The 24,552-nt window shown below is 42.4% G+C and carries 23 protein-coding genes; all 23 read right to left on the bottom strand.

Annotated elements, in window-relative coordinates:
* Positions 1–546 precede the first annotated feature (546 nt).
* Positions 547–1,653, bottom strand: a complete 1,107-nt coding sequence (locus NFS43_RS05120; protein ID WP_251550151.1) for a tubulin-like doman-containing protein — start codon at positions 1,651–1,653, stop codon at positions 547–549.
* A gap of 163 nt (positions 1,654–1,816) precedes the next feature.
* On the bottom strand, positions 1,817–2,026 hold the full coding sequence (locus NFS43_RS24575; RefSeq protein ID WP_420910298.1) for an ATP-binding protein: 210 nt from the start codon (positions 2,024–2,026) through the stop codon (positions 1,817–1,819).
* Positions 2,027–2,254, bottom strand: coding sequence for a hypothetical protein (locus NFS43_RS05125; protein ID WP_251550153.1), 228 nt, complete (start codon positions 2,252–2,254; stop codon positions 2,027–2,029).
* Positions 2,255–2,730: 476 nt separating this feature from the next.
* Entirely contained in the window at positions 2,731–4,125 is a 1,395-nt protein-coding gene (locus tag NFS43_RS05130) for an MATE family efflux transporter (RefSeq protein ID WP_251550155.1), read from the bottom strand.
* A 220-nt stretch (positions 4,126–4,345) separates the two neighbouring features.
* Complete coding sequence (locus tag NFS43_RS05135) at positions 4,346–5,536, bottom strand: pyridoxal phosphate-dependent aminotransferase (protein ID WP_251550157.1); 1,191 nt, start codon at positions 5,534–5,536, stop codon at positions 4,346–4,348.
* A gap of 19 nt (positions 5,537–5,555) precedes the next feature.
* Positions 5,556–6,545, bottom strand: a complete 990-nt coding sequence (locus NFS43_RS05140; protein ID WP_251550159.1) for an NAD(P)-dependent oxidoreductase — start codon at positions 6,543–6,545, stop codon at positions 5,556–5,558.
* Between the two features lie 159 nt (positions 6,546–6,704).
* Entirely contained in the window at positions 6,705–7,724 is a 1,020-nt protein-coding gene (locus tag NFS43_RS05145; protein WP_251550161.1) for a siderophore ABC transporter substrate-binding protein, read from the bottom strand.
* A gap of 240 nt (positions 7,725–7,964) precedes the next feature.
* A complete protein-coding gene (locus NFS43_RS05150; protein ID WP_251550163.1) occupies positions 7,965–8,732 on the bottom strand; it encodes an iron ABC transporter ATP-binding protein in 768 nt (255 codons plus the stop codon).
* Entirely contained in the window at positions 8,729–9,682 is a 954-nt protein-coding gene (locus NFS43_RS05155; RefSeq protein WP_251550165.1) for an iron chelate uptake ABC transporter family permease subunit, read from the bottom strand. The genes NFS43_RS05150 and NFS43_RS05155 overlap by 4 nt, the downstream gene beginning before the upstream one ends.
* A complete protein-coding gene (locus NFS43_RS05160) occupies positions 9,672–10,625 on the bottom strand; it encodes an ABC transporter permease (RefSeq protein ID WP_251550166.1) in 954 nt (317 codons plus the stop codon). The genes NFS43_RS05155 and NFS43_RS05160 overlap by 11 nt, the downstream gene beginning before the upstream one ends.
* Positions 10,626–10,735: 110 nt before the next feature.
* Complete coding sequence (locus tag NFS43_RS05165) at positions 10,736–11,056, bottom strand: antibiotic biosynthesis monooxygenase (protein WP_251550168.1); 321 nt, start codon at positions 11,054–11,056, stop codon at positions 10,736–10,738.
* Between the two features lie 386 nt (positions 11,057–11,442).
* Entirely contained in the window at positions 11,443–12,828 is a 1,386-nt protein-coding gene (gene rlmD, locus NFS43_RS05170) for a 23S rRNA (uracil(1939)-C(5))-methyltransferase RlmD (RefSeq protein WP_251550170.1), read from the bottom strand.
* Between the two features lie 346 nt (positions 12,829–13,174).
* Complete coding sequence (locus NFS43_RS05175) at positions 13,175–15,235, bottom strand: molybdopterin-containing oxidoreductase family protein (protein ID WP_251550172.1); 2,061 nt, start codon at positions 15,233–15,235, stop codon at positions 13,175–13,177.
* Positions 15,236–15,829, bottom strand: a complete 594-nt coding sequence (locus NFS43_RS05180) for a 4Fe-4S dicluster domain-containing protein (RefSeq protein ID WP_251550174.1) — start codon at positions 15,827–15,829, stop codon at positions 15,236–15,238. It lies immediately after the preceding gene.
* Positions 15,826–17,670 carry a molybdate ABC transporter substrate-binding protein gene (gene modA, locus NFS43_RS05185; protein ID WP_251550176.1) on the bottom strand — a complete coding sequence of 615 codons (1,845 nt, stop codon included), beginning with the start codon at positions 17,668–17,670 and terminating at the stop codon, positions 15,826–15,828. The genes NFS43_RS05180 and modA overlap by 4 nt, the downstream gene beginning before the upstream one ends.
* A gap of 2 nt (positions 17,671–17,672) precedes the next feature.
* Positions 17,673–18,431, bottom strand: coding sequence for an ABC transporter permease (locus NFS43_RS05190; protein WP_251550178.1), 759 nt, complete (start codon positions 18,429–18,431; stop codon positions 17,673–17,675).
* Between the two features lie 343 nt (positions 18,432–18,774).
* Positions 18,775–19,041, bottom strand: a complete 267-nt coding sequence (locus NFS43_RS05195; protein ID WP_251550180.1) for a phosphocarrier protein HPr — start codon at positions 19,039–19,041, stop codon at positions 18,775–18,777.
* A 203-nt stretch (positions 19,042–19,244) separates the two neighbouring features.
* Positions 19,245–20,021, bottom strand: coding sequence for a VOC family protein (locus NFS43_RS05200; RefSeq protein WP_251550181.1), 777 nt, complete (start codon positions 20,019–20,021; stop codon positions 19,245–19,247).
* Entirely contained in the window at positions 20,018–20,824 is an 807-nt protein-coding gene (locus NFS43_RS05205; RefSeq protein ID WP_251550183.1) for a pyrroline-5-carboxylate reductase family protein, read from the bottom strand. Before NFS43_RS05205 ends, NFS43_RS05200 begins: the two co-directional genes overlap by 4 nt.
* Positions 20,825–20,838: 14 nt before the next feature.
* A complete protein-coding gene (locus NFS43_RS05210; RefSeq protein WP_251550185.1) occupies positions 20,839–21,660 on the bottom strand; it encodes a MetQ/NlpA family ABC transporter substrate-binding protein in 822 nt (273 codons plus the stop codon).
* A 15-nt stretch (positions 21,661–21,675) separates the two neighbouring features.
* The gene (locus NFS43_RS05215) at positions 21,676–22,692 is read right to left on the bottom strand and encodes a uroporphyrinogen decarboxylase family protein (protein WP_251550187.1); all 1,017 of its coding nucleotides are present in this window, start codon (positions 22,690–22,692) and stop codon (positions 21,676–21,678) included.
* Positions 22,693–22,716: 24 nt separating this feature from the next.
* Positions 22,717–23,376 (bottom strand): methionine ABC transporter permease, encoded by a 660-nt coding sequence (locus tag NFS43_RS05220; RefSeq protein WP_251550189.1) that lies wholly within the window; start codon positions 23,374–23,376, stop codon positions 22,717–22,719.
* The gene (locus tag NFS43_RS05225) at positions 23,373–24,395 is read right to left on the bottom strand and encodes a methionine ABC transporter ATP-binding protein (protein WP_251550191.1); all 1,023 of its coding nucleotides are present in this window, start codon (positions 24,393–24,395) and stop codon (positions 23,373–23,375) included. The genes NFS43_RS05220 and NFS43_RS05225 overlap by 4 nt, the downstream gene beginning before the upstream one ends.
* Positions 24,396–24,552 lie beyond the last annotated feature (157 nt).

The raw sequence follows: 24,552 nt of genomic DNA on the forward strand, positions 1-24,552 counted from the left end.
TTTTTGTCCTCTTGGCGGCTTCATGACGACAAATCTCGGGCGGTCTCACTGCTTTTTGTCCTCTTGACGGCTTCATGACGACAAACCTCAGACGGTCTCACTGCTTTTTGTCCTCTTGACGGCTTCATGACGACAAATCTCGGGCGGTCTCACTGCTTTTTGTCCTCTTGACGGCTTCATGACGACAAATCTTGGATGACCTCGCTAACTTTTGTCCTCTTGACAGCTTCATGACGACAAATCTCGGGCGGTCTCGATGCTTTTTGTCCTCTTGACGGCTTCATGACGACAAATCTTGGATGACCTCGCTAACTTTTGTCCTCTTGGCGGCTTCATGACGACAAATCTTGGATGACCTCGCTAACTTTTGTCCTCTTGACGGCTTCATGACGACAAACCTCAGACGGTCTCACTGCTTTTTGTCCTCTTGACGGCTTCCTCTATTTCTCCAACCTCAACAGGCCTAAGAAGCATTTCATAAAACACTGAGACAAGTGCTTTTTTCATTTTAAAAGGCTGACGCTAAGGGCCAGCCTCTCATTTACTTTATTTTTGATATTTCGACAACTTGGATGTGACCGATTCCGGTTTTCTTTGCTGCTTGACCTTTAAGTTAGATGCCCATTGGATTCTCGACTCATATTTTTGTGTATGTTCTTTATTTACCAGGCCTTGCAGCCGGTCACGATTCTTCTCAATGGATTCCTCCAGCGCTTTCAGCCTGCGGGCTGGAAAAGACAGACCCGCCAAAATAGTCGTGACCGTTGGATCCGTTTCAGTAATATAGGTTCCTTCGAATAATTCAAGCGGCTCCCCCACCCTTTCGAATACGGATGGCACATGAATCAGCTTTGCCATTGCCTCTGGCCCCTCATAGACCAATCCGGCACGGATGACACCTGTCGACTCGACCGGGCAAAAAATCGAATTCAACCAGGATTGCTGAATTTTACTTGTTACGTCTGAGGTCGTTTTGGCGTCGGTAATGGCTGTGGAAGCAATGACGGTTACTCCTCTGGTGCTGAGAATATTCATTAAGTCTGTTTCATCAAAATTCCCGTAAAAGGAACTCTTTTTCGTTACTTGGAGCACATGATTAATAGCTTCCATTACTTGGCGGTTAGAAGAAAGGTAGATTTGATGTTTACTGGATTGTGGGTTAGCACGTCGCATCTGGTCATTATCAACAAGAAACACAGAAGAAAGCGAATCAATTTTTGAAATCTCCTCCAGACATTCTGCCGCATTGATTCGGTTGCCTGCCAGGACGTTCCGTTCAGGGACAATGGCAATCGCACCAATATGAACGCCAGGGAGCTGGTCTAAAAGAAGGTCAATCAATAGCGGACTCATTCCGGATCCAGTGCCGCCATCCGTTGAGAAAGCCACTAGCAGCAGCCTAATGTTTTTAAATGACCGCTGCACAAATTCAACGATTTCTCGATAATTCTCATTTACTGCTTTTAAACCGATGGTTCGATCCTGTCCGGCCCCACTGTAACCAGGTACAAAATACTTTTTCTCCACCCTGGTATTGACGGCCCCATCACGCTGGTTCGTATTAATCAGAGCTGCTTGGAATCCCATCGTTGCAGCTATCTCTGCTATATTCCCGCCGGCTTGGCCGACGCCTAATATTCCAATTGATTTCATCCCATCCCCCTCCTTCTCTTACTAAATAATACTCATGTTTTAAAAAAATAGACTTTTTCATTTGAAATTGCACGAAAATAGTTGGGAACCAATTCCAGATCGCCTTTCTTATAAACAAGCCCTTCCAACTACGTAAAAAACAATGCCATCTTATGTAGAAATATTAAGTTAATGCTGGCAAGTTCACTTCAACGCAAGTTCCATGCATACTGCTCAGAATATTCACCTTCCCCTTATGTTCCTCAACAATCTGGCAGCTTACAGGCATGCCAAGTCCTGTCCCTTGTTCTTTTGTCGTGAAAAATGGCTCATGGATTCTGTCGAGGATATCAGCTAGAATGCCGCTCCCCTGGTCAATTATCCGGATCTGGATCTAGGACTCGTCCGAATCAGATCCTTCAATCAAAAGAATGCCTCCGTCCGGCATCGCCTCAATGGCATTTTTGATATAATTGATAAACACTTGCTTGAGCTGATTTTCATCACCGACGATCGTTTCCTCCTTAAAACGATACTTTTTTTCAACTTCGATATTATATAATAAAGCCTGAGATTCCATAAGGGCGAGAACCTGATCCAGCAGCACCCGATTGGCTCTCATTTATATAAGCCGGAATAAAAAGATGGCTTAGACTCTTCTGTTCTAATTCATTTTTAGAGCACCTCAGGAGTGCTTCACAATGTTCATTCACATATACCAAATTCTCCGACATATTGACGATCAAGAAGGGGTCTGCCTGGTTTGATAGAACGGAGAAATAGCGTTCCAAATTGACGTCAATATAAATGTCGAGCAAGCAGTTTAACCGTTTGATTTCATCGCCTTCCATTAGCATCCAATCTCTCCCTATAATAAAATAAGCCAAAATAGGCCGCAGGTAAATCTGGGCTTATTTTGGCTTAAATTCTAGCGTTTATCTAGAAAATCATTGCCTATTCAACTAACCAAAAAACGCAATAAAGATTAATGGACATTCCTTTATCACTGTATTTAATATTAATAGTATACTTTTTTTGGATAATTTTTCTAGCACTTTTTATTGGGAAAACTTAAAAACCAAAGCTATCAAAATGACATTAAACAAGCTTATGGGCATACCACTTTTTGCCTTTAAACCTTAAAACGAAGACTATTCCTCGTACACCCCATTCGACAATCATCGCAACCCAGACGCCAATTATTCCGAATCCAAAGGTAATTCCTAGTAAATACCCAAGGACTACCCTTAGCAGCCACATTGACAGCAACGATGCAACCGAAGTGAAATTAGAGTCTCCTGCAGCCCGCAACGCAGCTGGCAAATTAAAGCTGACCGGCCACAGCAGCGGCTGAGCAATCGCTGACACGACGATTAGAGTAAAAATAGTCGGGACAATTTCATCCGGTGTATGAAACAGCTTCATCAGCAGCGGAAAAAACGGCAGCATCACCATCGATGTAACAACGAAAAGGATAGAGGAAAGCCCCATCAGTGATTTAGTAAATTTCTTTGCATCATGGATATTTTTTCTTCCGATACATTGGCCCACAACTGTCACCATGGCAATTCCTATGGCATTTGGACCAATTTGAAATAATAACGTGATGGACCCGCCGATAGCATTTGCTGTTAACGCCAATGTCCCCAATTGGACAATAAATGTTTGCGTCAGCAGCTTTCCACCGTTAAAGAAGATTTGCTCAGCCGCAAACGGCAAGCCGATAAACATGACCTTCTTTAAGATGGAAAAATCAAAATGAATCGCATTTTTTATTTTAAAATGAATGGTATCATTATATTTAATAATATAAATTAACGATGCAGCCATCCCCAATAATCTGGCCGCAATTGTAGCGATAATTAATCCTTCTACTCCTAAATGAAAAACGATAATTAATAGGATGTTTAGAACGGTGTTGGTCAAGTTTAGCAAGAGTGATAAATTCAGACATGGTTTCGTCTCGCCCACACCTCTTAATGCCCCCGTCACTGCTTGGAAAATAGCAATCAATGGATAAGAGATGCAGCTGCCGATTAAATAGATTTTGGCATTCTGCATAACGTCGGCCTCCGCCTTTCCAAACAGGAGATTGAGAAGCTCCGTGTGAAAAATAATCACGAGAGCGCCAAGCAATACAGAAAAGAGGGTAACCGCCGATATGGCCTGAGTAGCCGTTTTAGACACCATCTTCATGTTCCCATTGCCTTTATATTGTGCCACAATGACGGTTCCCCCAGTAGCCACCGCAATAAAGACATTGACCAAAAAGATATTCAATGAATCTACCATACTTACTGCACTGACCGCTGCCACACCAGCCGAACTGACCATCGCCGTATTCAATAAACTCATAATCACCAAAAACGCCTGATCGACAAACAAGGGGAGAATAATATCAAAAATCTGCTTGTAATCTATTGCTTCACCAGTAAAATATTTATTTAACAATAAAATCGTTTTCCGTTTTGTCATCAAAGCCAGACTTTTCATTTAGCCACACTTCTTTGTTTAGAAATTGTCAAAAACACCCTTATTTAAGAGTACGCAATATTATAACATGATTGCCGTGAGAAAACAGTGATTTTTCGCCTATCGAAGTAAATTTTTGGTATATGGGAAGTTTCGTCAATAACTCACGCCAAAAAGGAACCTTCTAAATGAATAGGTTCCTTTCGTTTCCTCAATTCTAAAAATATTTCAATCCTTATTCTTATTTTCGGTACTCATTCATGACGAATCTTTCTAATGCAGGCAGGGAGCGCTTTACTTTATCCGTATCGATGCAATAGGCCATTCGGAAATACCCTGGGCATCCAAAACTATCGCCTGGCACAAGAATCAAATCATATTTTAAGGCTTTTTGGCAAAAGGCATTCGCATCCTCCTCCAATGCCTTTGGAAAAATATAAAAGGTTCCGTCCGGCTTCACGCAGGTGAATCCAAGTTCCATTAATTTCTCATAAATCAAATTCATATTCGTCTCATAGACAGACATATCGGCCGTCAAATCAACCACTTCCGCAACGGCGAGCTGAATTAAGGATGGCGGGCAGTTATGGCCGATTCCCCTGGAAATCTGTCCGCACATACTGACAATCAAGCCGGAATCTTTGCAGGCAGGATGGACGGCTACATAGCCAATCCGTTCTCCAGGAAGTGATAGAGATTTAGAGTAGGAGTAACAGGAAAGGGTGTTATCATAAAAATTAGATACATAGATTGATTCTGCCCCTTCAAATAAAATCTCCCTATAAGGCTCATCCGAAATAATAAAAATCTCGTGCCCGTATTCCTTTTCCTTTTGGCGGAGAAGATCGGCCAGCTTCTGAATAGTATCAGAAGAATAAATGACTCCTGAAGGATTGTTCGGTGAATTAATTAATATCGCTGCTACTTTCTCGGTCAACATTTCTTCAAACAATGTGAAGTTGATTTGAAAATCCTCTGGATGAGGAGGAACCACTTTCAGAACGGCCCCTGTCAAATCTATGTAAGGGTGGTATTCAGGGAAAAATGGAGCAAATGTCAGGACTTCATCTCCCGGTTTCGTGACACACCGGACCGCATGGGCAACTGCTCCAGCAGCACCGGTTGTCATAAAGATATGATTTTCCGTATAGTTCAAATCGAAACGCCGATTCAAGGAATCCGCGATTTTTTTTCTGACTGAAGGTATTCCTAAACTTGGACTATAACCATGAAGCTCCGCAGGACTTTTAGTAGACAGCAGCTGGATCATTACCTTCGTAAATTCTTCCGGAACCGGAACAGACGGATTCCCTAAGCTGTAATCAAAAACATTCTCATAGCCGATTTCCTTCCCGCGTTCTGCTGCAAACTCCGCCAGTTCTCTAATCACCGATTTTCCCTGCAGCATCTTCTTGTATTTTTCTGAAATCATTCTGTTTCCTCCCAGCTTTTTATAATCCGTTAACAATATGGTCAGGACGCTGTCCATTTAAGGCAGCAGCAATATTGGTCCAGTTTTTTTTGTGTGCGCGGTAAAAATAGCTTGTGGTAATGCCTCCGATATGCGGGGAAAAAATAATCCGTTCCGCATACTCCTCTGGCAAATTTAACAGGATATTATCCCGGGTAGTCGGTTCTGGAGCCACCGTATCTAACCCTGCCCCTTTTATTTGATCGGATACAATGGCATTGTAAAGGGCTTGATTATCAACGATTTCGCCGCGGGCTGTATTAATCAGATAGGAAGCCGGCTTCATTTTGCCTAAAAATTCGGAGTTAATCATTCCTGTTGTTTCAGGGGTGACTGGACAATGGATACTGATGATATCGCAGGTTCGGGCCATTTCATCCAATTCCATATAAGATACATGATAGGCGTGTTCCACAGCAGACGGCTTTCTCGTTTTCGTGTAATAGTATGTGTCACATTCAAATGGCTCCAGTCTTTTCGCTGTCGCTTTGGCGATATCTCCGAAGCCGATTAAGCCAATTTTACAGTCAGAAAGTTCGGTAATGCCTTCCACCATCATTCGTTCCTTCATCTGAATTTGGCCGCCTTCCCGCTCTGTACGGTCACCAACGATGACATTTCGAAGCAAGGCCAGCATGAGCAGCAGAGTCTGTTCCGCGACTGCGCCGGCATTGGCCCCTTTGCAATTGCAGACGTATATGCCTCTTTCCTTTGCGGCTTCCAAATCAATCCCGTTAAATCCGACCCCTTCAGACTGGATGATTTTCAGGTTTCGCATCTGGCGGATGACCTTTCCTGAAAGCTTCGCCATTGGATCAATCGCTATGGCATCAGCGTCAGAGGCAGCTTCCAGCAGTTCTTCATCCTTTGCACCACGCGGGCAGAAAACCATTGTCATCTGTTTGGTGATTTCCAGGCCGGGCATATATTTTTTATAGCGGTCTTCATTTCCAATGATTAAAATTTTCATCCTGTGCTCCTTTCTATCAAAAGTATATAAGTTTACTATAAACCTTTTGGCAAAAAGAACGGTAAATATTTTTTAAAAATTTCAGAAAACAAAAAAATAGTGCTGCTAGAGAATCAGTTTTCACTCATTTCTGACAGCACCCGTACATCCAATAGGAATCTATTTTAATTCATCTAAAATCTCATTAATTTTTTCAAGCTCAGATTGTAAGCCGCCGCCGCTTAAATACCAGAGCGGGCCATCTAAGTAAACAATTTTTTTGTTTTTATAAGCATCTGTTTTCTTAATGATTTCATTTTCCATATCAGCTTTGATATTGGATTCTCCCCCTACCGCTGCTGTACGGTCGATGACAAACAATACTTGCGGGTTAAATTCTAAAATGGCTTCAAAACCAAAGTTAGAACCATGTGAGGAAGATTCGATATTTTCTGTTACTGGCTTGAAACCGTAGACGTCATAGATATAACCGTAACGAGAATTGGTTGAGAAACCTGATAATTTACCTTCGTTGTACATGGTCACTAATGACGTGTCATACTTTCCAGCTAAAGCCTTAATGTCTTCTAAAGCTGAATCGAATTTTGCCGTGTACTCTTTAGCTTCAGCTTCTTTACCAAACATTTTAGCGGCCAGATCTACTGAAGCTAAGAAAGTATTCCAATAATCATCTTCAGATGTACCAACGAACACGACAGGTGCAATTTCCTTTAACTCTTCATAGTAGGCAGATTGACGGCCGGAAATGAAAATGACATCTGGATCCATTTCAGCGATATCTTCTAGTAATGGCTCCTTTAAACCGCCGACACTTTTATACTCATCTCCGGAGTATTTCTCAAGGTGAGCGGGCAATGTAGAATCCTTGGCAACCCCTACAATTCCGTCAACACCTAGTGCATCTAACGTATCTAAAAAGCCATAATCAAATACAACAATTTTTTCTGGCATTTTTTCAAATGTTACATCCTCATAGTTAATAGTGCCTTTTTCTTCACTTTGAGATGAAGCTACTGTTGGAGATACAGTCATTGGATAAGCTGTACCATCTGCTTTCGCTTCTGTTTTTTTCTCCGCAGATGCAGTCGTTTTCTCTGATGCAGTATCTTCACCAGAACCACAGGCCGTAAGCAGTAAAGACAGAGCTAAAACTGCGCTAGCAAACTTCCATTTTTTCATGTTTCTTTCTCTCCTTTTATGTATCTTTTAATTAAGAATGATAATCATTATCACTGATAACAATTCTCATTGTAACGGCAAAATTTTTTGTCGTCAATAAAAATCCGCAAATTTTCTAAAAATATTCGAGATACCTGGCCGGTGGTGAAATGGCATATTGGAAAAATCCGCAAATAAAATAACGCCTAGGGAAACAGGCAAACTTTCCTCTAGGCTGCTCTTTACTTATTTTTAGTTGAATTACGTTTGAGAATTGAAATAAACACAAATACGGCACCCATTTTGCTCTTGAATGGGTATATCCATATCGTAAATATCACGCAGTGCATCCGAATTAATAATTTCATGCGTAGGTCCATTTTTTACAAGCTTTCCGTCTTTTAACGCGACAATCCGGTCTGAATAAACAGACGCAAAATTAATGTCGTGAAGGACGATGACAACGGTTTTGCCAAGCTCATCCACAAGCTTCCGCAAAATTTTCATAATTTGAACAGAATGCTTCATGTCTAAGTTATTTAAAGGCTCATCCAGCAATATATAGTCCGTGTCTTGCGCAATAACCATCGCAATAAACGCACGCTGTTTTTGCCCGCCAGATAATTCATCCAGCAGCTTATCCTGCATATCTGTTAAATTCATATATTCTAAAGCTTGATCTACGAATTTTTCGTCTTCTGATTTAAGGCGTCCTCTTGAGTAAGGATAGCGGCCAAATGAAACAAGCTCACGAACCGTCAAGCGGACATTAATAAAGTTCGCTTGCTTTAAAATCGAAACACGCTTTGAAAACTCAGACGACTTCCATTTTTTTATATTGTTTTTATCTAGTAGCACTTCACCTGTATCTGCTTCCAATAGTCGGCTTACCATAGAAAGAAGTGTCGATTTACCAGCACCATTCGGTCCTATAAACGATGTGATCGTCCCAGGTTCGATAGTTACCGATACATCTTCTACAACAGGCTTCTTGCCAAATTGCTTTGTTAATCCCTTGATTTCAATCATCCTGCTGCCCTACTTTCTTTTAATAATAAGTAAATAAAATAAATGCCTCCGATAAAGTTAATAATGACACTTAACGTTGTCCGCAATTCAAGAATATGTTCAACGAAGAATTGTCCTCCTACTAACGCAATAATACTTATTAAACTGGCTCCTAAAATTAAAACAGAGTGCTTATACGTTACTAAATATTGATAAGAAAGATTCGCGACTATTAAACCAAGAAACAAGATCGGACCCACTAATGCTGTTGATGTCGCAATTAAAACGGACGATAAAATTAACACATTCATGACCATACGGTCGTAATTAATGCCAAGATTAATCGCATTTTCACGGCCAAGTGACATCACATCCAGCTTATCCATAATCAGATAGCCATATATAAACGATAGGATTAAAATGCCGATAGAAATATATAACAAGTCCGCCTTTACATTTGTAAAAGTAGCAAACAGACGGCTTTGCAGGCTTAAATACTCTACTGGATCAATCAATACTTGCAGGAATGACACTAGGCTTCCTAAAAGCGTTCCTAAAACCATGCCAATTAACAGCAGCAAATAGATGGGGTGCTTATCCGCCCGGAATAAGAATCGGTACAAGATAAGGGCAAACAATACCATCGCCAAAATCGCTGTGCCAAAGTTTAAATATTTATTTAACACCCAAACCGACATGGACCCCGCAAAGAAGTAGATTAAGGTTTGGACTACTTGATACATCGAGTCAAGTCCCATCACAGAAGGGGTTAAGATGCGATTATGGGTGATGGTCTGGAACATGACGGTTGAATATGCAATCGCAATACCTGTTACAACCATCGCGGTAATTTTAATCATTCGTCTTGGAAAGGCGTAATCAAACCCGCCCTTAATATCATAAAATGCAGACAACAATATGAAAATAATAGAAATCCCTGCTAAAATCATCAATTTTGTACTATTTCGCATAGGCTCTCCCCCTAAACAGCATAATGAGGAAGATCGCACTGCCGATTACTGCGACCGTAACGTTAACAGGAATCTCATAAGGGTGAATGATAATCCGGCCTAAAATGTCACAGATTAAAAGGAATGCCACCCCTAGCACAGCTGTGTGCGGAATCGTTTTACGCAGGTTGTCACCCAAATATAGAGAGACAATATTGGGGACAATTAGGCCTAAAAACGGAATAACTCCCACAGTTAATAAGACAGTGGTAGATATAACCGCCACAAGAATAAGGCCTATATTTAGCACAGCCTTGTAGCTTAATCCGAGGTTCTTTGCAAAATCTTCCCCCATCCCTGCGACTGTAAATTTGTTTGCGTAAAAATACGCTAATATAACCGCAGGAATACTAACATACAAAAGCTCATAGCGTCCTGCTATCATTAACGTGAAACTCCCCATTAACCATGATGAAAGATTTTGAAGAAGGTCTGCTTCATAGCCAAAAAAGGTTGTTATCGCAGACAGAATATTTCCATACATAATCCCGATTAATGGAACGAAAATAGCATCTTTAAACTTAATCCGGTCTAAAATTTGCATAAATACAAACGTTCCTGCTAAAGCAAATACGAAGCAAAAAATAATTTGCTGCGTATACGTGACGTTAGGAAAAAACAGCATGGAAATTAAGATCCCTAATTTTGCTGCATCCAGTGTACCAGCAGTCGTTGGCGATACAAATTTATTTCTGCTTAAAGATTGCATGATTAAACCAGCAATACTCATTCCTGCTCCTGCCAAAATAATCGCCATCAAACGAGGAACCCGACTGATTAAGAAAATTTGTGTCTTGTCCGAGCTCCAATCGAACAAATCACTGATCTTGATATCAATCGCTCCTATAAATAGCGAAATAAAGGACAGGACTATAGTTGCAATCAGTAACATCCATAGTCTCATTTGTAACCCTCATACATGTTTATTCTTAGCCCAATTATTGATAACAATTTTCATGCTAAGTGCAGTTTTATCCGATCATGATGAAAATTTGTGCCTGTATAGATAAGCAGTTATTTAACTGCCTTCTTGACTGTCTTTACCTCGTATAATCCACCTTCAGAACTGATGATATATTCAGGCTTTGGTTTACCGAGATTCGCTTTATGGCCAGCAATATGGGCATCACTTTTTTCCCATTGCTTCCAGTGCTCCTCTGATTCCCATCTAATCAAAACCACTACTTCTTCATCACCGCGCCGTGCCTTTTTTACCATGACAGTCGCATCAATAAAGCCTTCTTGCTGTTCAATTAGCCCTTTTCCTCCAAAACGTTCGACTACTTTTTCTGCATTGCCTTCTGTAACAACCGTTTTTCTCATTTGGACAAACACGAAAACATCCCCTATCTTCTTATAATGAATTATGGTTTTAGAAAGTCACAAAAAATCGTTTTTCACCAATACAAAGTGTGATACTGATAATCATTATCAATAGTTCACATATTGATTATAACATTGCGAATTTTCTAGTCAACAATTAATTGAGAATCACTTTCAATTATTTTTCCTGTTTATGGCATAGGCTGTTTTCGTATAATTTGTTGTTTTTTATTAAGTTTTAAAAAAATTTGTTCCATTGCGCTCCGGACATTCCACTAAGTTTTTTAAAATAGTATTCAAAAGCAACAACCTTTACGAATACAGCCATGGCATAAAAAAAACACTAGGACCTCCTAGTGTCTTTTACAAAGCAATTTATGTTTGTTATCGTTCTTGTCTTATTTCAGAATCAGTAATGAACAGCATTCAACATGTACCGTATGAGGGAATAAATCCACTGGCTGCACAACCTTCAACTCATAACCGAATGCTTCAAGCGCTTTAATATCGGTAGCAAACGTATCTGGATTGCAAGAAATATAGACGATTCGTTCTGGTTTAGAGCGGCCGATTTTTCTCATCACTTTGCCGCCAGCACCTGAGCGCGGTGGATCCAGCACTAATAACTCGGGATTGCCGAAGCTTTCCAACACCTCGTCAATCCCCTTTCTTGCATCTCTGGCCAAGAAATACGTGTTGCTTAAGCCGTTATCACTGGCATTTCGTTTAGCTGATTCGATGGAGCTTTCAACGATTTCAATTCCGGCCAATTTTTCTACACGGCTGGCAAATGGGAGCGAGAATGTGCCAACACCGCAGAAAAGGTCAATCATCTTTTCTGTTTTCTTTGGCTGCCCCATTTCTAATGCTAAATCAACCAGTTTTTGCGCCTGTGTGGGATTGGTTTGGAAAAATGTATCAAACCAAAGACGGAACCGGTAGCCGCTCGTTTCATCGTAAATAAAATCCCGGCCGGCTAAAACGTTGGTCTTTTCTGACTGTGTGCGGTCAGCCCAATCCGTGTTTTGAAGCCATAACAAGCTCTTCACCTGTGGAAACTTCTGTTCGACACGCTTGACTAAATCTTCTGATGCCTGTTGGTGCGCCTCAGGGGCTTCTGTTGCAAACAACGCCAGCATCATTTCTCCTGTGGCAAATGACTGTCTGACCATCAAATGGCGCAGCAAGCCTTCATGAAGATCCTTATTATATCCTGTCAATTGATACTCTTTTGCCCAAGCCGCTACTTCCATGGCAGCTTCGACCATTTCCTTGCCAGCAATTAAGCAGGATTCAAGGGAGATAATTTTTCGGAAATTGCCCTGTTCATGCAGTCCCATCGAACCATCAGGTGCGAAGGTAAACTCCATTTTGTTTCGGTAGTGCCAAGGATTCTCCATACCAATGGTGTCTTTCACAAGTTGTGGATCAAAGCCCTGTGCTTCCACAGCCTGTTTCACATGGAGCGTCTTTTGGCTTAATTGTCCACGGTAATCCCAATGCTGCCATACGCAGCCGCCGCAGGTTTCAAAATGCGGGCAGGCCGGTGCAATTCTTTCTGAATGTGTCTCAAGGATTTCGTCCGGCATCGCTCTTCTTCTTCTGCGGTCCGGCTTGTCCACGGTTACACGGACCTTTTCACCTGGAAGAGTTTGCGGAATTGTAAGCCTTAATTTCCGCTTATTCCCTTGTTCATTTTCAAGCCATACATTCACTTGGCCTGAACCTTTTTCATCTAATTTCTTTATCTCAACGACCATTTCTTCTGGTTTCGTTATAGTCAATTTTTATACCTCCTCAAAAATAAGGAATTCATAAACCTCTATTATACATCAATTTTAGTCACTAAACTAGTATATCGGACATTGAAACAATTGGGAATATCCTATACCTGGCAGATTCGGGTAAAATCATTGTGGCTGCAGATAGAAACGGTTGTCTATGTAGAGGCAGGGCATGGCGGCGGCGGTTGATAAACAGCTCACTTAAAGAAATTCCCAAATAAAAGTCGTAGATTCGCAAATAGAGTGTCATTTTCACTTAAAACTGTTCACTTGAATCAGCCAAATTACGGAATTGCACCAAACTTTTACGAAATATAATAAAAGCCGAGATTTGCTCTCGGCCTCATTATTCCTTTTTTAATGTAACAACTGTATCATTCCACGATTGTCCGCCAGCCACTTCATCCATCACACCCATGATTAATGAATTGGGATTCACTCCCTTGCCTTCTGCGGTCTGCCCGTATTGCCAATGCCCAAAACTGGCCGAAATGGCAATCACTCTCGGATGAATCGCTTCAGTCACATAAGCCTTAACGTTTAACTCTGATTCACCACGGACAATCGTGAAGAGCTGGCCATTTTGAATATGATGCCTTGCTGCTGCTTGAGGATGGATCCAGCATGGATTATCCCCGACAATTTCCGTTAACCAAACCTGGTTAGCAGTCCGGGACTGCGTGTGCACATTCCACTTGAAGGTAGTAAGGATATATTCATCCTCCTTCATCTCCGCATGACGGTGTATAGGGCGATAGGCAGGTTTTCTCCCCAGCTGCTCTAAATGAAAGCGGAAAGTTGGAGAAGGAGGTTCATATGGCCGGCTATCAACCCAAATCCCTTCCTTTTGTAAGTATTCCAATCCTCCCGGTACAGCCTTGGCCCATTCCCTGATAAAATGCTCAGCATCTTCAAATGGGAAATATTGCGCCATTTCCTCATCAATCGATTTTGCTAAAGTTATGAATGTATCGCGAATATCCCAGCATTCTCCGGGAGGGGGAATAACAGGCTGCCGCAATCCAACATAGGCCCGATATTCGTGTGAATTCCGGGCATCTAAATCCCACTTTTCCAGAAAAGTAGTATCAGGCAAAATTAGGTCAGCCGTTTCCGCCATTTCGCTATAAAACGCATCAATCACGATATGAAAGGGAATGAGTTCTTCATCCAGAAGAACATCTCGAGCCAGAGCCGGTCCTTCCGGCCAGCTCATCGGCGCATTGACATAATAAGAAAGGAGCGTATCCACCTTGGCAAGCCTTTGCGAGATATACGGAAAAATCGTACTGGAAACCGCCCGAGGATACATTTCATTGGCAAAAGTAAATGCCGACGGGTGCGATAGTTCTGTCCGAATGGCCGGCTTCGGCGGCAGAGGACCCGGCTGTGGAGCAGATCGATTAACATCACCAGGTGTATATTTCCATCCTCCATCTTTTCCTATGCTCCCTACTAGTGCATTCAAACAAATGATAGCCCATTCGTTATCGAATCCATTCTCATGCGCATGGGCTCCACGGTTTGATACCGTGGCTGCACGGGGGGCCGCTTGCGCAAAGCCTCTGGCAATCTCACGAATTTTGTCCGCAGGCACACCACTATCGCGCTCTGCCCACTCAGGGGTATACATTTCATAATGTTTTCGCCATTCTTCGATGCTTGCATTTGTTCGCTCGTTGAGAAAAGTTGTATCCTGGAGATTTTCTTTGAGTATAACGTGGCCCATAGCAAGTGCCACTAACCCATCTGTCCCTGGGAATATGGGAATCCATTCATCGGAACGGGCCGCCGTGTTCGAGAGCCGGACATCAAAGGTTACCATGTAAGCCCCGTTTCTTTTCGCTTCCGCTGCCCGCTGCATCATTCCGACATGGCCTTGATGTGCCTCATAAAAATTACTTCCAAAGTTGAGAATGTACTGCGTGTTCGCCAAATCTGGAGTATCCCAATCAGTCTCTCCAATTGCCGCTTTGATCGCCATCCGTTTGTTGAGCGAACATAATCCCCTGTGCCCCAATTTATTTGGCGTTCCAAAGGCGTCTGTGAATCTCTCCAAAAATCCATTCGTCCGATCTCTTCCATATAATAAAACCAATTCCTCTGGCCGGCCTTCCTCTCTTAACATCCGCAGCCGCCTGGCTATCATGCTGATGGCTTCATCCCAAGAGATCCGCTCCCACTGTCCGCTTGCCCGCGGCCCGATTCGTTTCATTGGGTAGAGAATCCGCTCAGGGTCTTCCGCCATGTTAATGGCAGCTTGGCCTTTTGCACATAGTTTCCCGCGTGAATTAGGGTCTTTGGGGTTTCCTTCTAGTTTAAGAATCTTCCCATTCTCGACTTTCGCGATCATTCCACATACCGTACTGCAATTGAGACACATAGTTGGAATTTGCTGAACAGCCAATTAGACCCCTCCTTTTTGAGCATTTATCCGCGTAAGGGCTTGCTGCATGGTTTCATCCAGTCCCTGATAAAGGACAAGCGGCTTCGTGCTTTTCTTCGGTTCCCACGTCGTATAGGTCCCCATCTTCAACCGTTGGGCAATCTCTGGATCATCCTCATTGCCGAACCTAATGGCCTCCGTTGGACATGTGCTTACACAGGCCGGTTCTTGCCCTTCCGACTGCCGGTCTTGGCAAAAGTCACATTTCGAAGCTAATTGCGTTTCCGGATCCATGTAAATCGCCCCGTACGGGCATGCCGACACACACGTTCCTGATCCCACACACATGTCATGATCAATAATGACAGCCCCATCAGTTTTCCTGCTAATGGCCCCAACAGGACATGCCTGAATACAGGGTGCATCCGTACAATGTTGACATAAGGCAGGGATAAAGGCACGCTTTACATGTGGAAATACTCCTGCTTCGGCAACCTGGACACGATGGCGATAGTGTTCTAAAGGTGCACGGTGCTCTGCTTTACAGGACACTGAACACGCATGGCAGCCGCCACAGCTGTTCAAATCAATAAGCATCACTTTATTCCCATTCATTTCATTTCCTCTTTCTTCAGTGGATCATAACCATATTTCGCAAAGATGGCCTGCCCTTCTGGAGAAACCATAAAATTCAAAAGTGATTGCCCCGCTTGTGGATTGGGAGCATTTTTTGGCACGGTAATGTAGTTCGTTGATTCTGCATTGATGGATGCCGGGATCTCTACAATTTCTACCTTTTCCTGAAATTTCGATGTGACATCGCTGCGATATACGACCCCTGCGTCAGCTTCTCCAAGTGCTACCTTTTGCAATACTTGTTTCACATCACTTTCCATGGATACAACATGAGCCATCGTATTTTCGGTAAATTGGTTTCCATATACTTCATCTGCATTTTTAAAAATCTGCCGGGTGTATTTGCCGATTGGGACCGTATCTACCCCGATGATTAGTTTTATCGGCTTATCGGCCAAGTCTTTCACTTCTTTGATCGCTTTAGGATTTCCCTTCTCGACCACAATCACTTCGTGGCCATGAGAAACCGGCTGATATTCATCAACTAATCCTTCTTTTTGCAGCGCTTCAATATGGGATATGTCAGCCGATAAAAAGAGATCCGTTTTAGCGCCTTGTTCTATCTGGGTACGCAGGACTTGAGTTCCTGCAAAAGTGGTTTTTGCCTTAGTGCCTGTGTGTTCCAAAATATCCTTAAACGGATCAGTTGCATTGGCGGCCACCATGGCAATAAGCTCCTCTTCTGCAGCTTCTGTACTGTTATGGTTGCCTCCGCTAGTTAATGCGATTGAAGCGATAACCGCAGCAGCTAAAGAAGCGAACACTGCCCATTTTACTTTTCCTTTCTTAGAGTTGGCATGGATCATCCCCTCTTGCTTACTTTTCTTAACGGGTTGAGGTGTATGAGATAACATCCGTGCGTGCTGGTGTGCGACGGAGGCATAAACCGTCTCCCCCACTTGAAATTGCTCCGTTTCCACTGTTTCACTAGCAATATCTGCCAATAGATTTGAATCGCCTTCTAAATGAAACCGGACAAATCCTCCTAACCAAGACATATCAATTATTTTGCCTTTCCAGATAAAGTCTTGACCAGTTTCCCCTCTTTGCCTCGATAACTTCATATGCCATGGCGAAACCGCGGCGTATTGGGAGGTATCCTCAACACATAGCAAATTCGTGCCCGTAAATTGCGCGACAAAATGGCTGGCAGGATACTTCGCGATTTCATCCGCTGTGCCCGATTGAATGATTTTCCCCTGATCCATTACTGCAATTCTATCACCTAGTACTCTAGCATCTTCATAATCATGTGTTACCACAATCGATGGAATCCCCAGTGTCCGCAGCAAATCCTTGAGTTCTGCCCTTACCCGCGTCCTTGTGGAAACATCAAGTGCGGATAACGGTTCATCAAACAGCAATAATTTTGGTCTTGTCACAAGTGCCCGCGCAATAGCCACACGCTGCTGTTCCCCGCCAGAAAGCATCGAAGGCCTTGCATGCGCTAAATGGTTTATTCCTAATAAAGTGAATACTTCCAGCAGGCGCTCCTGTTTCTCATCTGCAGATAAATAGCCAATCCCATAGAGGATGTTTTCAGTTACTGTCAAATGGGGAAATAAGGCATAATTCTGAAAAACAAAGCCAATATTCCGCTTTTCTGGCGGTAAATTAACCCCTGATTTTGTATTGAAAAGCATCTGTCCCCCAAGCTCGATTTGACCGTCATCCGGTTCTACAAGTCCAGTCAGCATTCTCAGCGTACTGCTTTTTCCACAACCAGAATGGCCAATAATGACTAACGTCTCCTTGTTAATTTTCTCAGTTAACTCTACTGAAAAGTCGCGCAGCTGTTTACGAATTGAAATATGTAACATTGTTAATAGGCTTCCTTTCTCTTTCCAATAAATGAAACTGCCAGCAATAAGGCGAACGCTACTAGTAACAGAAGGGCTGAGATCGCAACCGCAATGCTAAAATCAGATTCCATCGCTGTATAGATGGCGAGCGGAAGTGTTTGCGTTTTTCCAGGCAGATTCCCTGCAAACATCATCGTGGCCCCGAATTCTCCAAGTGCCCGAGCCCAAGATAGGGCAATTCCCGTTAATAAACCGGGAAGTGCAAGCGGAAAGGTCACTCTCCAAAAGGTTTTCCAAGGGGCGATCCCTAAAGTCCGCGATACAGAAATCAATTGGTCATCCACCGCTTCAAATGACTGGCGGGCAGCTGTTACAAAAAAGGGCGCAGACATAAAGATTTGGGCCATGATGACGGCGGCTGCCGAAAAGGCGATACTCATCCCCCCAAACCATCCCTTTTGCCCAAACACCAGCAATAACCCTACACCTGCCACCGCAGGCGGAGCCACGATCGGCATTTGCAGCGCCACTTCTAATGTTCGTTTAGCCGGAAATTCAAATTTGGCCAAGCAATAGGCAAGCGGAGTACCTAATACGATAATGGCAATTAATGCAATCAGGGATGTTTTTAGGCTTAGCATTAAGGCTTGATAGGATAGCGGGCTATAGATTTTTTGGATCAATTGCATTGGATTTTCATTAAAAAATATGGCCAGCAAAGGTAAAAAAAGAAATGCAAGCAATACTATAATTGGTAAATATAACACTTTCCGACCCATTTATTTCCCTCCATTTTTCAACTTAAACTATTCTTCTAGTACATTTGTAATGGCCTTCCAAATCGTTTTAAAAGTAACCTGTATCATAGATGGCATTTGATAATGCCCCCATACAAAATAAGGCCTTCCTAAGAAGCTTTAATTTTTCTTCACATAATAATATAACATTTTTTAATATGTTATATAATTTATTTTTATAACAAAAATAAGAAACTACACTATATTTGATCCAGCCATTCCACTTTTTAGACTAAAAACGAATAAAAATTCATAAAAAAAAGCCGAGACTCGCTGTCGGCTTTTTCATTATTTTGTGCCATGGATTTGTCCATGTTTCTGGTCGTTATTTTGCTAAATTATTGGTACTCAATACTTCCTCTAAAGAAGCAAGTGCAGCTTCTTCATCACTGCCGTTTGCAATAATTTTGATCTCTGCGCCTTCACGGACACCAAGAGACATAACACCCATGATGGATTTTAGGTTAACGGCTTTTCCGTTGTATTCCATTTTGATTTCAGAATCGAATTTGCCTGCAGCCTGTACCAAAACTGTTGCCGGTCTTGCATGGATTCCTGCTGGGTCAATTACCTTAAATGTTTTTTCTGCCATGTTACATTTCTCCTTTCAAATTAAAAAACCTAAATAAGGTGCTTGGTTAGCCTAAGAGCACTCTTACTTAGGTTTTGCCTGCCGAACAGTAACAATCCTTAAAAATCATATAAAATTTTAAAGTTTTTCACCGTTTTGGCGATAATATGTTTATACCATTTAAAGCTGTTTTTCTCAAGTTTTTTTAAGTATTCTTTTTGGTTTTATTGCGCGCTAAATACATATTTCCCTTCACCAATTTCCATTATTTTTCCTGCCAGTTTTTCCGAATTCGTATGAAAGAAAATATGGGTCAGTTGATTAACCTCACCTTGTGTAAAAATAAATTGGTAGTCGCCAATCATTAGCGCCTCTGAGTCTTCGTCCGCTGACTCCGCTTTGGGTAAATCAAATAGCTGCTGCCAATGCTTGGCAACTGCTGCAGGATCAGACACGGTAAACCGGGCACTTTTGAGTGTCACTGAACCGGCAGGATGGGGCTGGATAACGCCGGTATTGGACAGATTCTTCAGCCTCTCCTCATCCGACCCCTTCCATTGAATCACAAATGGATAGACTAGTCCTTGAAAATCTCCATCAATGGTCACCATCTTCCATTCAATCCATTCACCGCGGGCATCCAAGCGTTTGCCTGCCATAATAGGAGAAAGCGAGAGGCCATTTGCTTTCAATCTTTCAACCGTATCGTCTATATTGTCCGTCCGAATCGCCACCCGGCTCAGAGCCTCGTGGTCAGGCAATGTGGTAACGGCATCTTTTACCACCCGGTTTGGTTCCTGAATAGAACTCGCCAATTCACGATCCTCAATGGCTAAAAATTCAAGATAGGTCAAGCCAAAATAACTGAGGGCGTTAAAGGTTCCCCATAGTTTATGTGAGCCTCCTCTAAAAGCAATCAGCCCGTTGTCAGCAAACACCTGAATAGGCTTTTCAAGGTCATTTACATAATGTACGATATGATCCCAGCGTAAAGTTGTCATTTAGATTCCTCTCCCAACTCGGTGGTCCGCTTCACTGCCGATTTGACTGCCCGCTGGAGTCCGGCAGCAAAATCACTGTTATTTAATTCATAGAGCGCATGGATGCCTACGCCGCCGGCTGAATTATTTATATCCAGTAATTGCCGTGGATGCAGACCGCTTTTCTTTAACATTACGACAGACCCTGCCACGTTTTCAAGTGCCACCTGCCAAGCCTGTTCGCGTGATAATCCAGCCAGTACACCCGCATCGGCAAACGATTCAATGAAGTAATACACATAATTAGGTCCAGCAACCCCAAAGCCTGTAAAGGTATCAATCAATTTTTCATCTAAATAAAGGACTTTGCCAAAGCCGTTTAAAAACTCATCCACTTGTTCCTTTTTGGCATATTTGTTTAGTGCTGCTCCGCTGTAGCCAAACCCGGTATCTGTCAATGTATTAGGAATGACCCGAATAATCGGACGATTTTCCCCAATGAATCCTGTTAGTTTCTCGATCGTAACCCCTGCCACAATCGATAACACAGCAGTTTCGGGGCCTGCAAACTCCTGAATCGACTCCCCCACTTGCGCCAAATCATCTTGCGGACGAACGGCTATAACCAAAATGTCAGCATTCGCCAGCGAGGCCTTTTGTTCAACTGCATGAGTCACGCCGTATCTGTTAGTTAATAACTCGCAGCGCTGCTCATTTATATCTTCTACACTAATGTGATCCGCTGGTACCACACCATTTGCTATTACGGCGCGAATCATCGCCTCAGCCATCTGTCCGCCGCCAATAAAATGTATCTGTTTCATGTCAACCACCTATATCATTTTTTATCAGAATCTACTAAAATAAATCCATCGTATTTATCTTGTGATTTTATATATTTGTCAAACTCTTCCGATTCGTAAGCTGCTTTCAAGTCTTTTGCCCATTGCTTATTCTCATTTTCCTTGTTAATGGACACAATAATTCGGTGCTGCTTTGGTGTGTTTTCAATTTTTAATGCATCGGTAATTTTTTTGCCGGCATTGGCAATATAATTTCCATTAATAATTCCATAATCAACATCTTGTAAGGAAACTAAAATTTGGGCTGGATCCAGCACTTTAAAGGAAATATCGTATTGATCAGGTTCAACACTGCTTAAATTGAAATCGGTCGTTCCGGCATCTGCTTTGACTTTCACCCAGCCAAGTTCCTCTAAAATTCGGACGGCCCGTTCCTGGTTTACGGGGTCATTCGGAAGAGCTACTGTCGTGCCATCCTTCACGTCTTCAAGTGACGTATGTTTTTGAGAATATAAGCCTTGCGGAGCCGTTGGGACAAAGGTAATCCCCTTCATATCCATATCCAGCTGTTCGTTAATTCCTTCCATATAAGCGGTGCTTTGGAATACGCTGGCATCAATCGAGCCCTCTTTCATGGCCGGATTTACCTGCATATTTTGGGAGAATGTCTTAATGTCCACTTTATATCCTTTTTCTTCTAAAATGGGTAAAATCCCCTTACGGAATTGTTCTTCGTAGGTTCCGACACCAAATCCTACGGTCATTTCCTTTTTTTCGGCTGATGCAGTTTTCTCTGTGCCGCAAGCGGACACGAATAATAGCAATCCAATTGCTGCTAACAAAAATAACCTTTTCACTTTTAGTAAGCCCCTTTATAAAATAGATTTCTTTAATTGCAGTAACGCATCGTCTGTCGCGGTAATCGGGATGGAACAATTTGGCGCCAAGATAAACGGCTGGCTGGACATAAGACGGAGCGCTTCCTTGGCCTGCTCCTGAATTCGGCCGATGTCATTTTTGGCAAACAATTCATGGTCGACACCGCCCACCTTGGTTGCTTTTAAGTCACCAGTTAAACCGATATTTCCCGCAGCACCCGTATCCCAGCTTATGCCTTCAATCGGATAGTGATTAAACCGTTCCGGCTGAGAATAAGGGCCGCAAGTATGCAAAACCCGCTTGACATGCTGTGCAGCCTCCAGCACGATCATGTCATAGGGTCTGGAAAATTCATTAAACATGGATTCGTCAAACAGCTTGGGATGAGCTGTGCCGGTAACTGCATAAAATATCCCATCTGCACCAGCCCTTTCGAGTTCCGTCACATAGTCTGCCAGAGTCAAGGAGATGGCATGCAAAGCTTGATGAACCCCTGACCTTTGTTCATTAAACAATGCTTCAAAAGAAACAGGCTTGTCTATCCCGAAAATAGTTTCATAAACATAGGCAGACCGGCCAGCCAAAAACAATAAAACGGTTAATGGTGAAAAGATAGTCTGGATAAGGGGTGTTTCAGGCAGCCCCTCTCGAATTTGTTTCACAGCCTGTAATTGTTCTTGCAACGGAGCCGAAGCAGCAGCAGCTTTTACTTGAATTTCCCAAACATCAGCAAGTATAGCGATGGCTGCTTTAGTTTGTCTAGGGAACACCGTCCGATAATCTTGAAAATCATAGGCATTTCCCCAAATCTCGGATAAATACGTCGCCCGCGGGTTAATTTTTACCCAATCCCAATCATATTGTTTGGTAAATTGGATGGTTGTGTCTGCTAAATCCTTTGCATTTTGTTCTTTGTCTGTAAAATGGCGCCAGCCGCTCACAATGGGACGGTCAGCCAATTCTCCGGACAAAAGCGCGTCAAAGCGATCCTTTTTGTTCCATGCACTCATGAACATTGCCTCCCTTGTTATCTATTAATTTCTCCTTGCCTTCCTAGCCAGATAGTTCCCAAACGATTGAATTCCTTCTACTAGAATGATTAACACCACAACGGTAGCTACCATGGCGAACGAATCAAAACGCTGATAACCATACGAAATAGCTAAATCCCCCACTCCTCCGCCGCCAACCGTTCCTGCCATGGCCGTGGCTCCAATCAAACCAATGGTCGCTGTGGTCAATGTTAGGATTAACGAACCAAACGCTTCAGGCAATAAAAAATGCCAAATTACTTGAAAGGGCGTTGCCCCCATTGCTTCGGCTGCCTCCAAAATTCCCGGATTGACCTCCAATAATGAATTTTCAACAAGACGTCCAATATAAGGAGCGATATAGATGATCAGCGGAACAATCGCAGCATTTGTTCCAATCGACGTATGTACGATTAATCTCGTAAACGGAATAATGGCGACCAAAAGAATAATGAATGGCAGTGAGCGAAGTATATTGATAATTGGGTTAAGGATGCTATACACCCATTTATTTTGCAAAATGCCTCCTGGTTTGGTTACAACCAGAAAAATCCCAAGTGGAATCCCGATTAAGGCGCCAATTAATAGGGACATCCCTACCATGTAAATCGTATCGATAACCGCCTGGACAAACTGGTCGGCTGTAATTGTGGTTGAAATCATATTTCTTGCACCTCCTCTACCTCTACACCGTTTGCCTTCAAAAATGACACGGCTTGGTTGATTTTTTCATTATCACCTGTTAGCTGAATGACCATGTTACCTAATGTTGTTTCCTGTATTTCAGCGGTACTGGCAAATAATAGATTGAATTTGATATCGGATTGGCGGATTAAGTTGTACAAAATAGGTTCAGAAGCTGTTTCTCCGACAAACTCCAGTTTAAATAACCGGTAATCGGCTTCCTGTTCGACTGATTGCTTGACTCTGTCAGGAAGTTCTGTTTGAATCACGGTACGGACAAAGTTTTTGGTTGTTGGATGCTTCGGATGGCCAAATACGTCCAGTACTGAACCTTGTTCAATAATTTCACCGTTTTCCATAACAGCGACTTTGTTGCATATTTCCTGGATTACCGACATCTCATGTGTAATGATCATAATCGTAATGTTGTATTCTTTATTAATCTTTTTTAATAATTGCAATATGGATTGAGTGGTCTGTGGGTCGAGAGCTGATGTCGCTTCATCACATAATAAAATGGATGGGTTCGAGGCCAGTGCTCTTGCAATCCCGACGCGCTGCTTTTGCCCGCCTGATAATTCATTGGGGTAACTGCCAGCTTTGTCACTTAAACCAACAAACTCCAACAGTTCGGTTACCCTTGCTTGGATTTCTTTTTTATCCTTATTGGCTAAAATTAGCGGCATAGCCACATTATCAAAGACTTTCTTTGATTCGAGCAAATTAAAATGCTGAAACACCATGCCAATTTTCCTTTTGACTGCACGCAATTCTTTGACGTCGTAAGTATCTAATGCTTTTCCTTCAATAAACACTTGCCCTTTCGTTGGCCTCTCTAAATAATTCACTAAACGAATTAACGTACTTTTGCCTGCTCCGCTATAGCCAATGACTCCGAAAATGTCCCCTTTTTCCACTTTTAAATGAATCCCTTTTAGGGCCTCATTGGAGATGCCTTTTCGATTGAAGGTTTTGTAAACTTCGATTAGCTCAATCATATATGTTCCCTCGTTCCTGCGGATTTCATAGTGAGATTAAATTGATTAAACTGGTTCTCTAGAATAACATAGTTTTTTTATCGGAATAATTGGATACTACCATTTTCTGAAATATCCTTCAATATCAAGTAAAAATATTCACAAATATGTAAATTTT

Source organism: Neobacillus muris (assembly GCF_943193175.1).
GTDB lineage: Bacteria > Bacillota > Bacilli > Bacillales > Cytobacillaceae > Neobacillus > Neobacillus muris.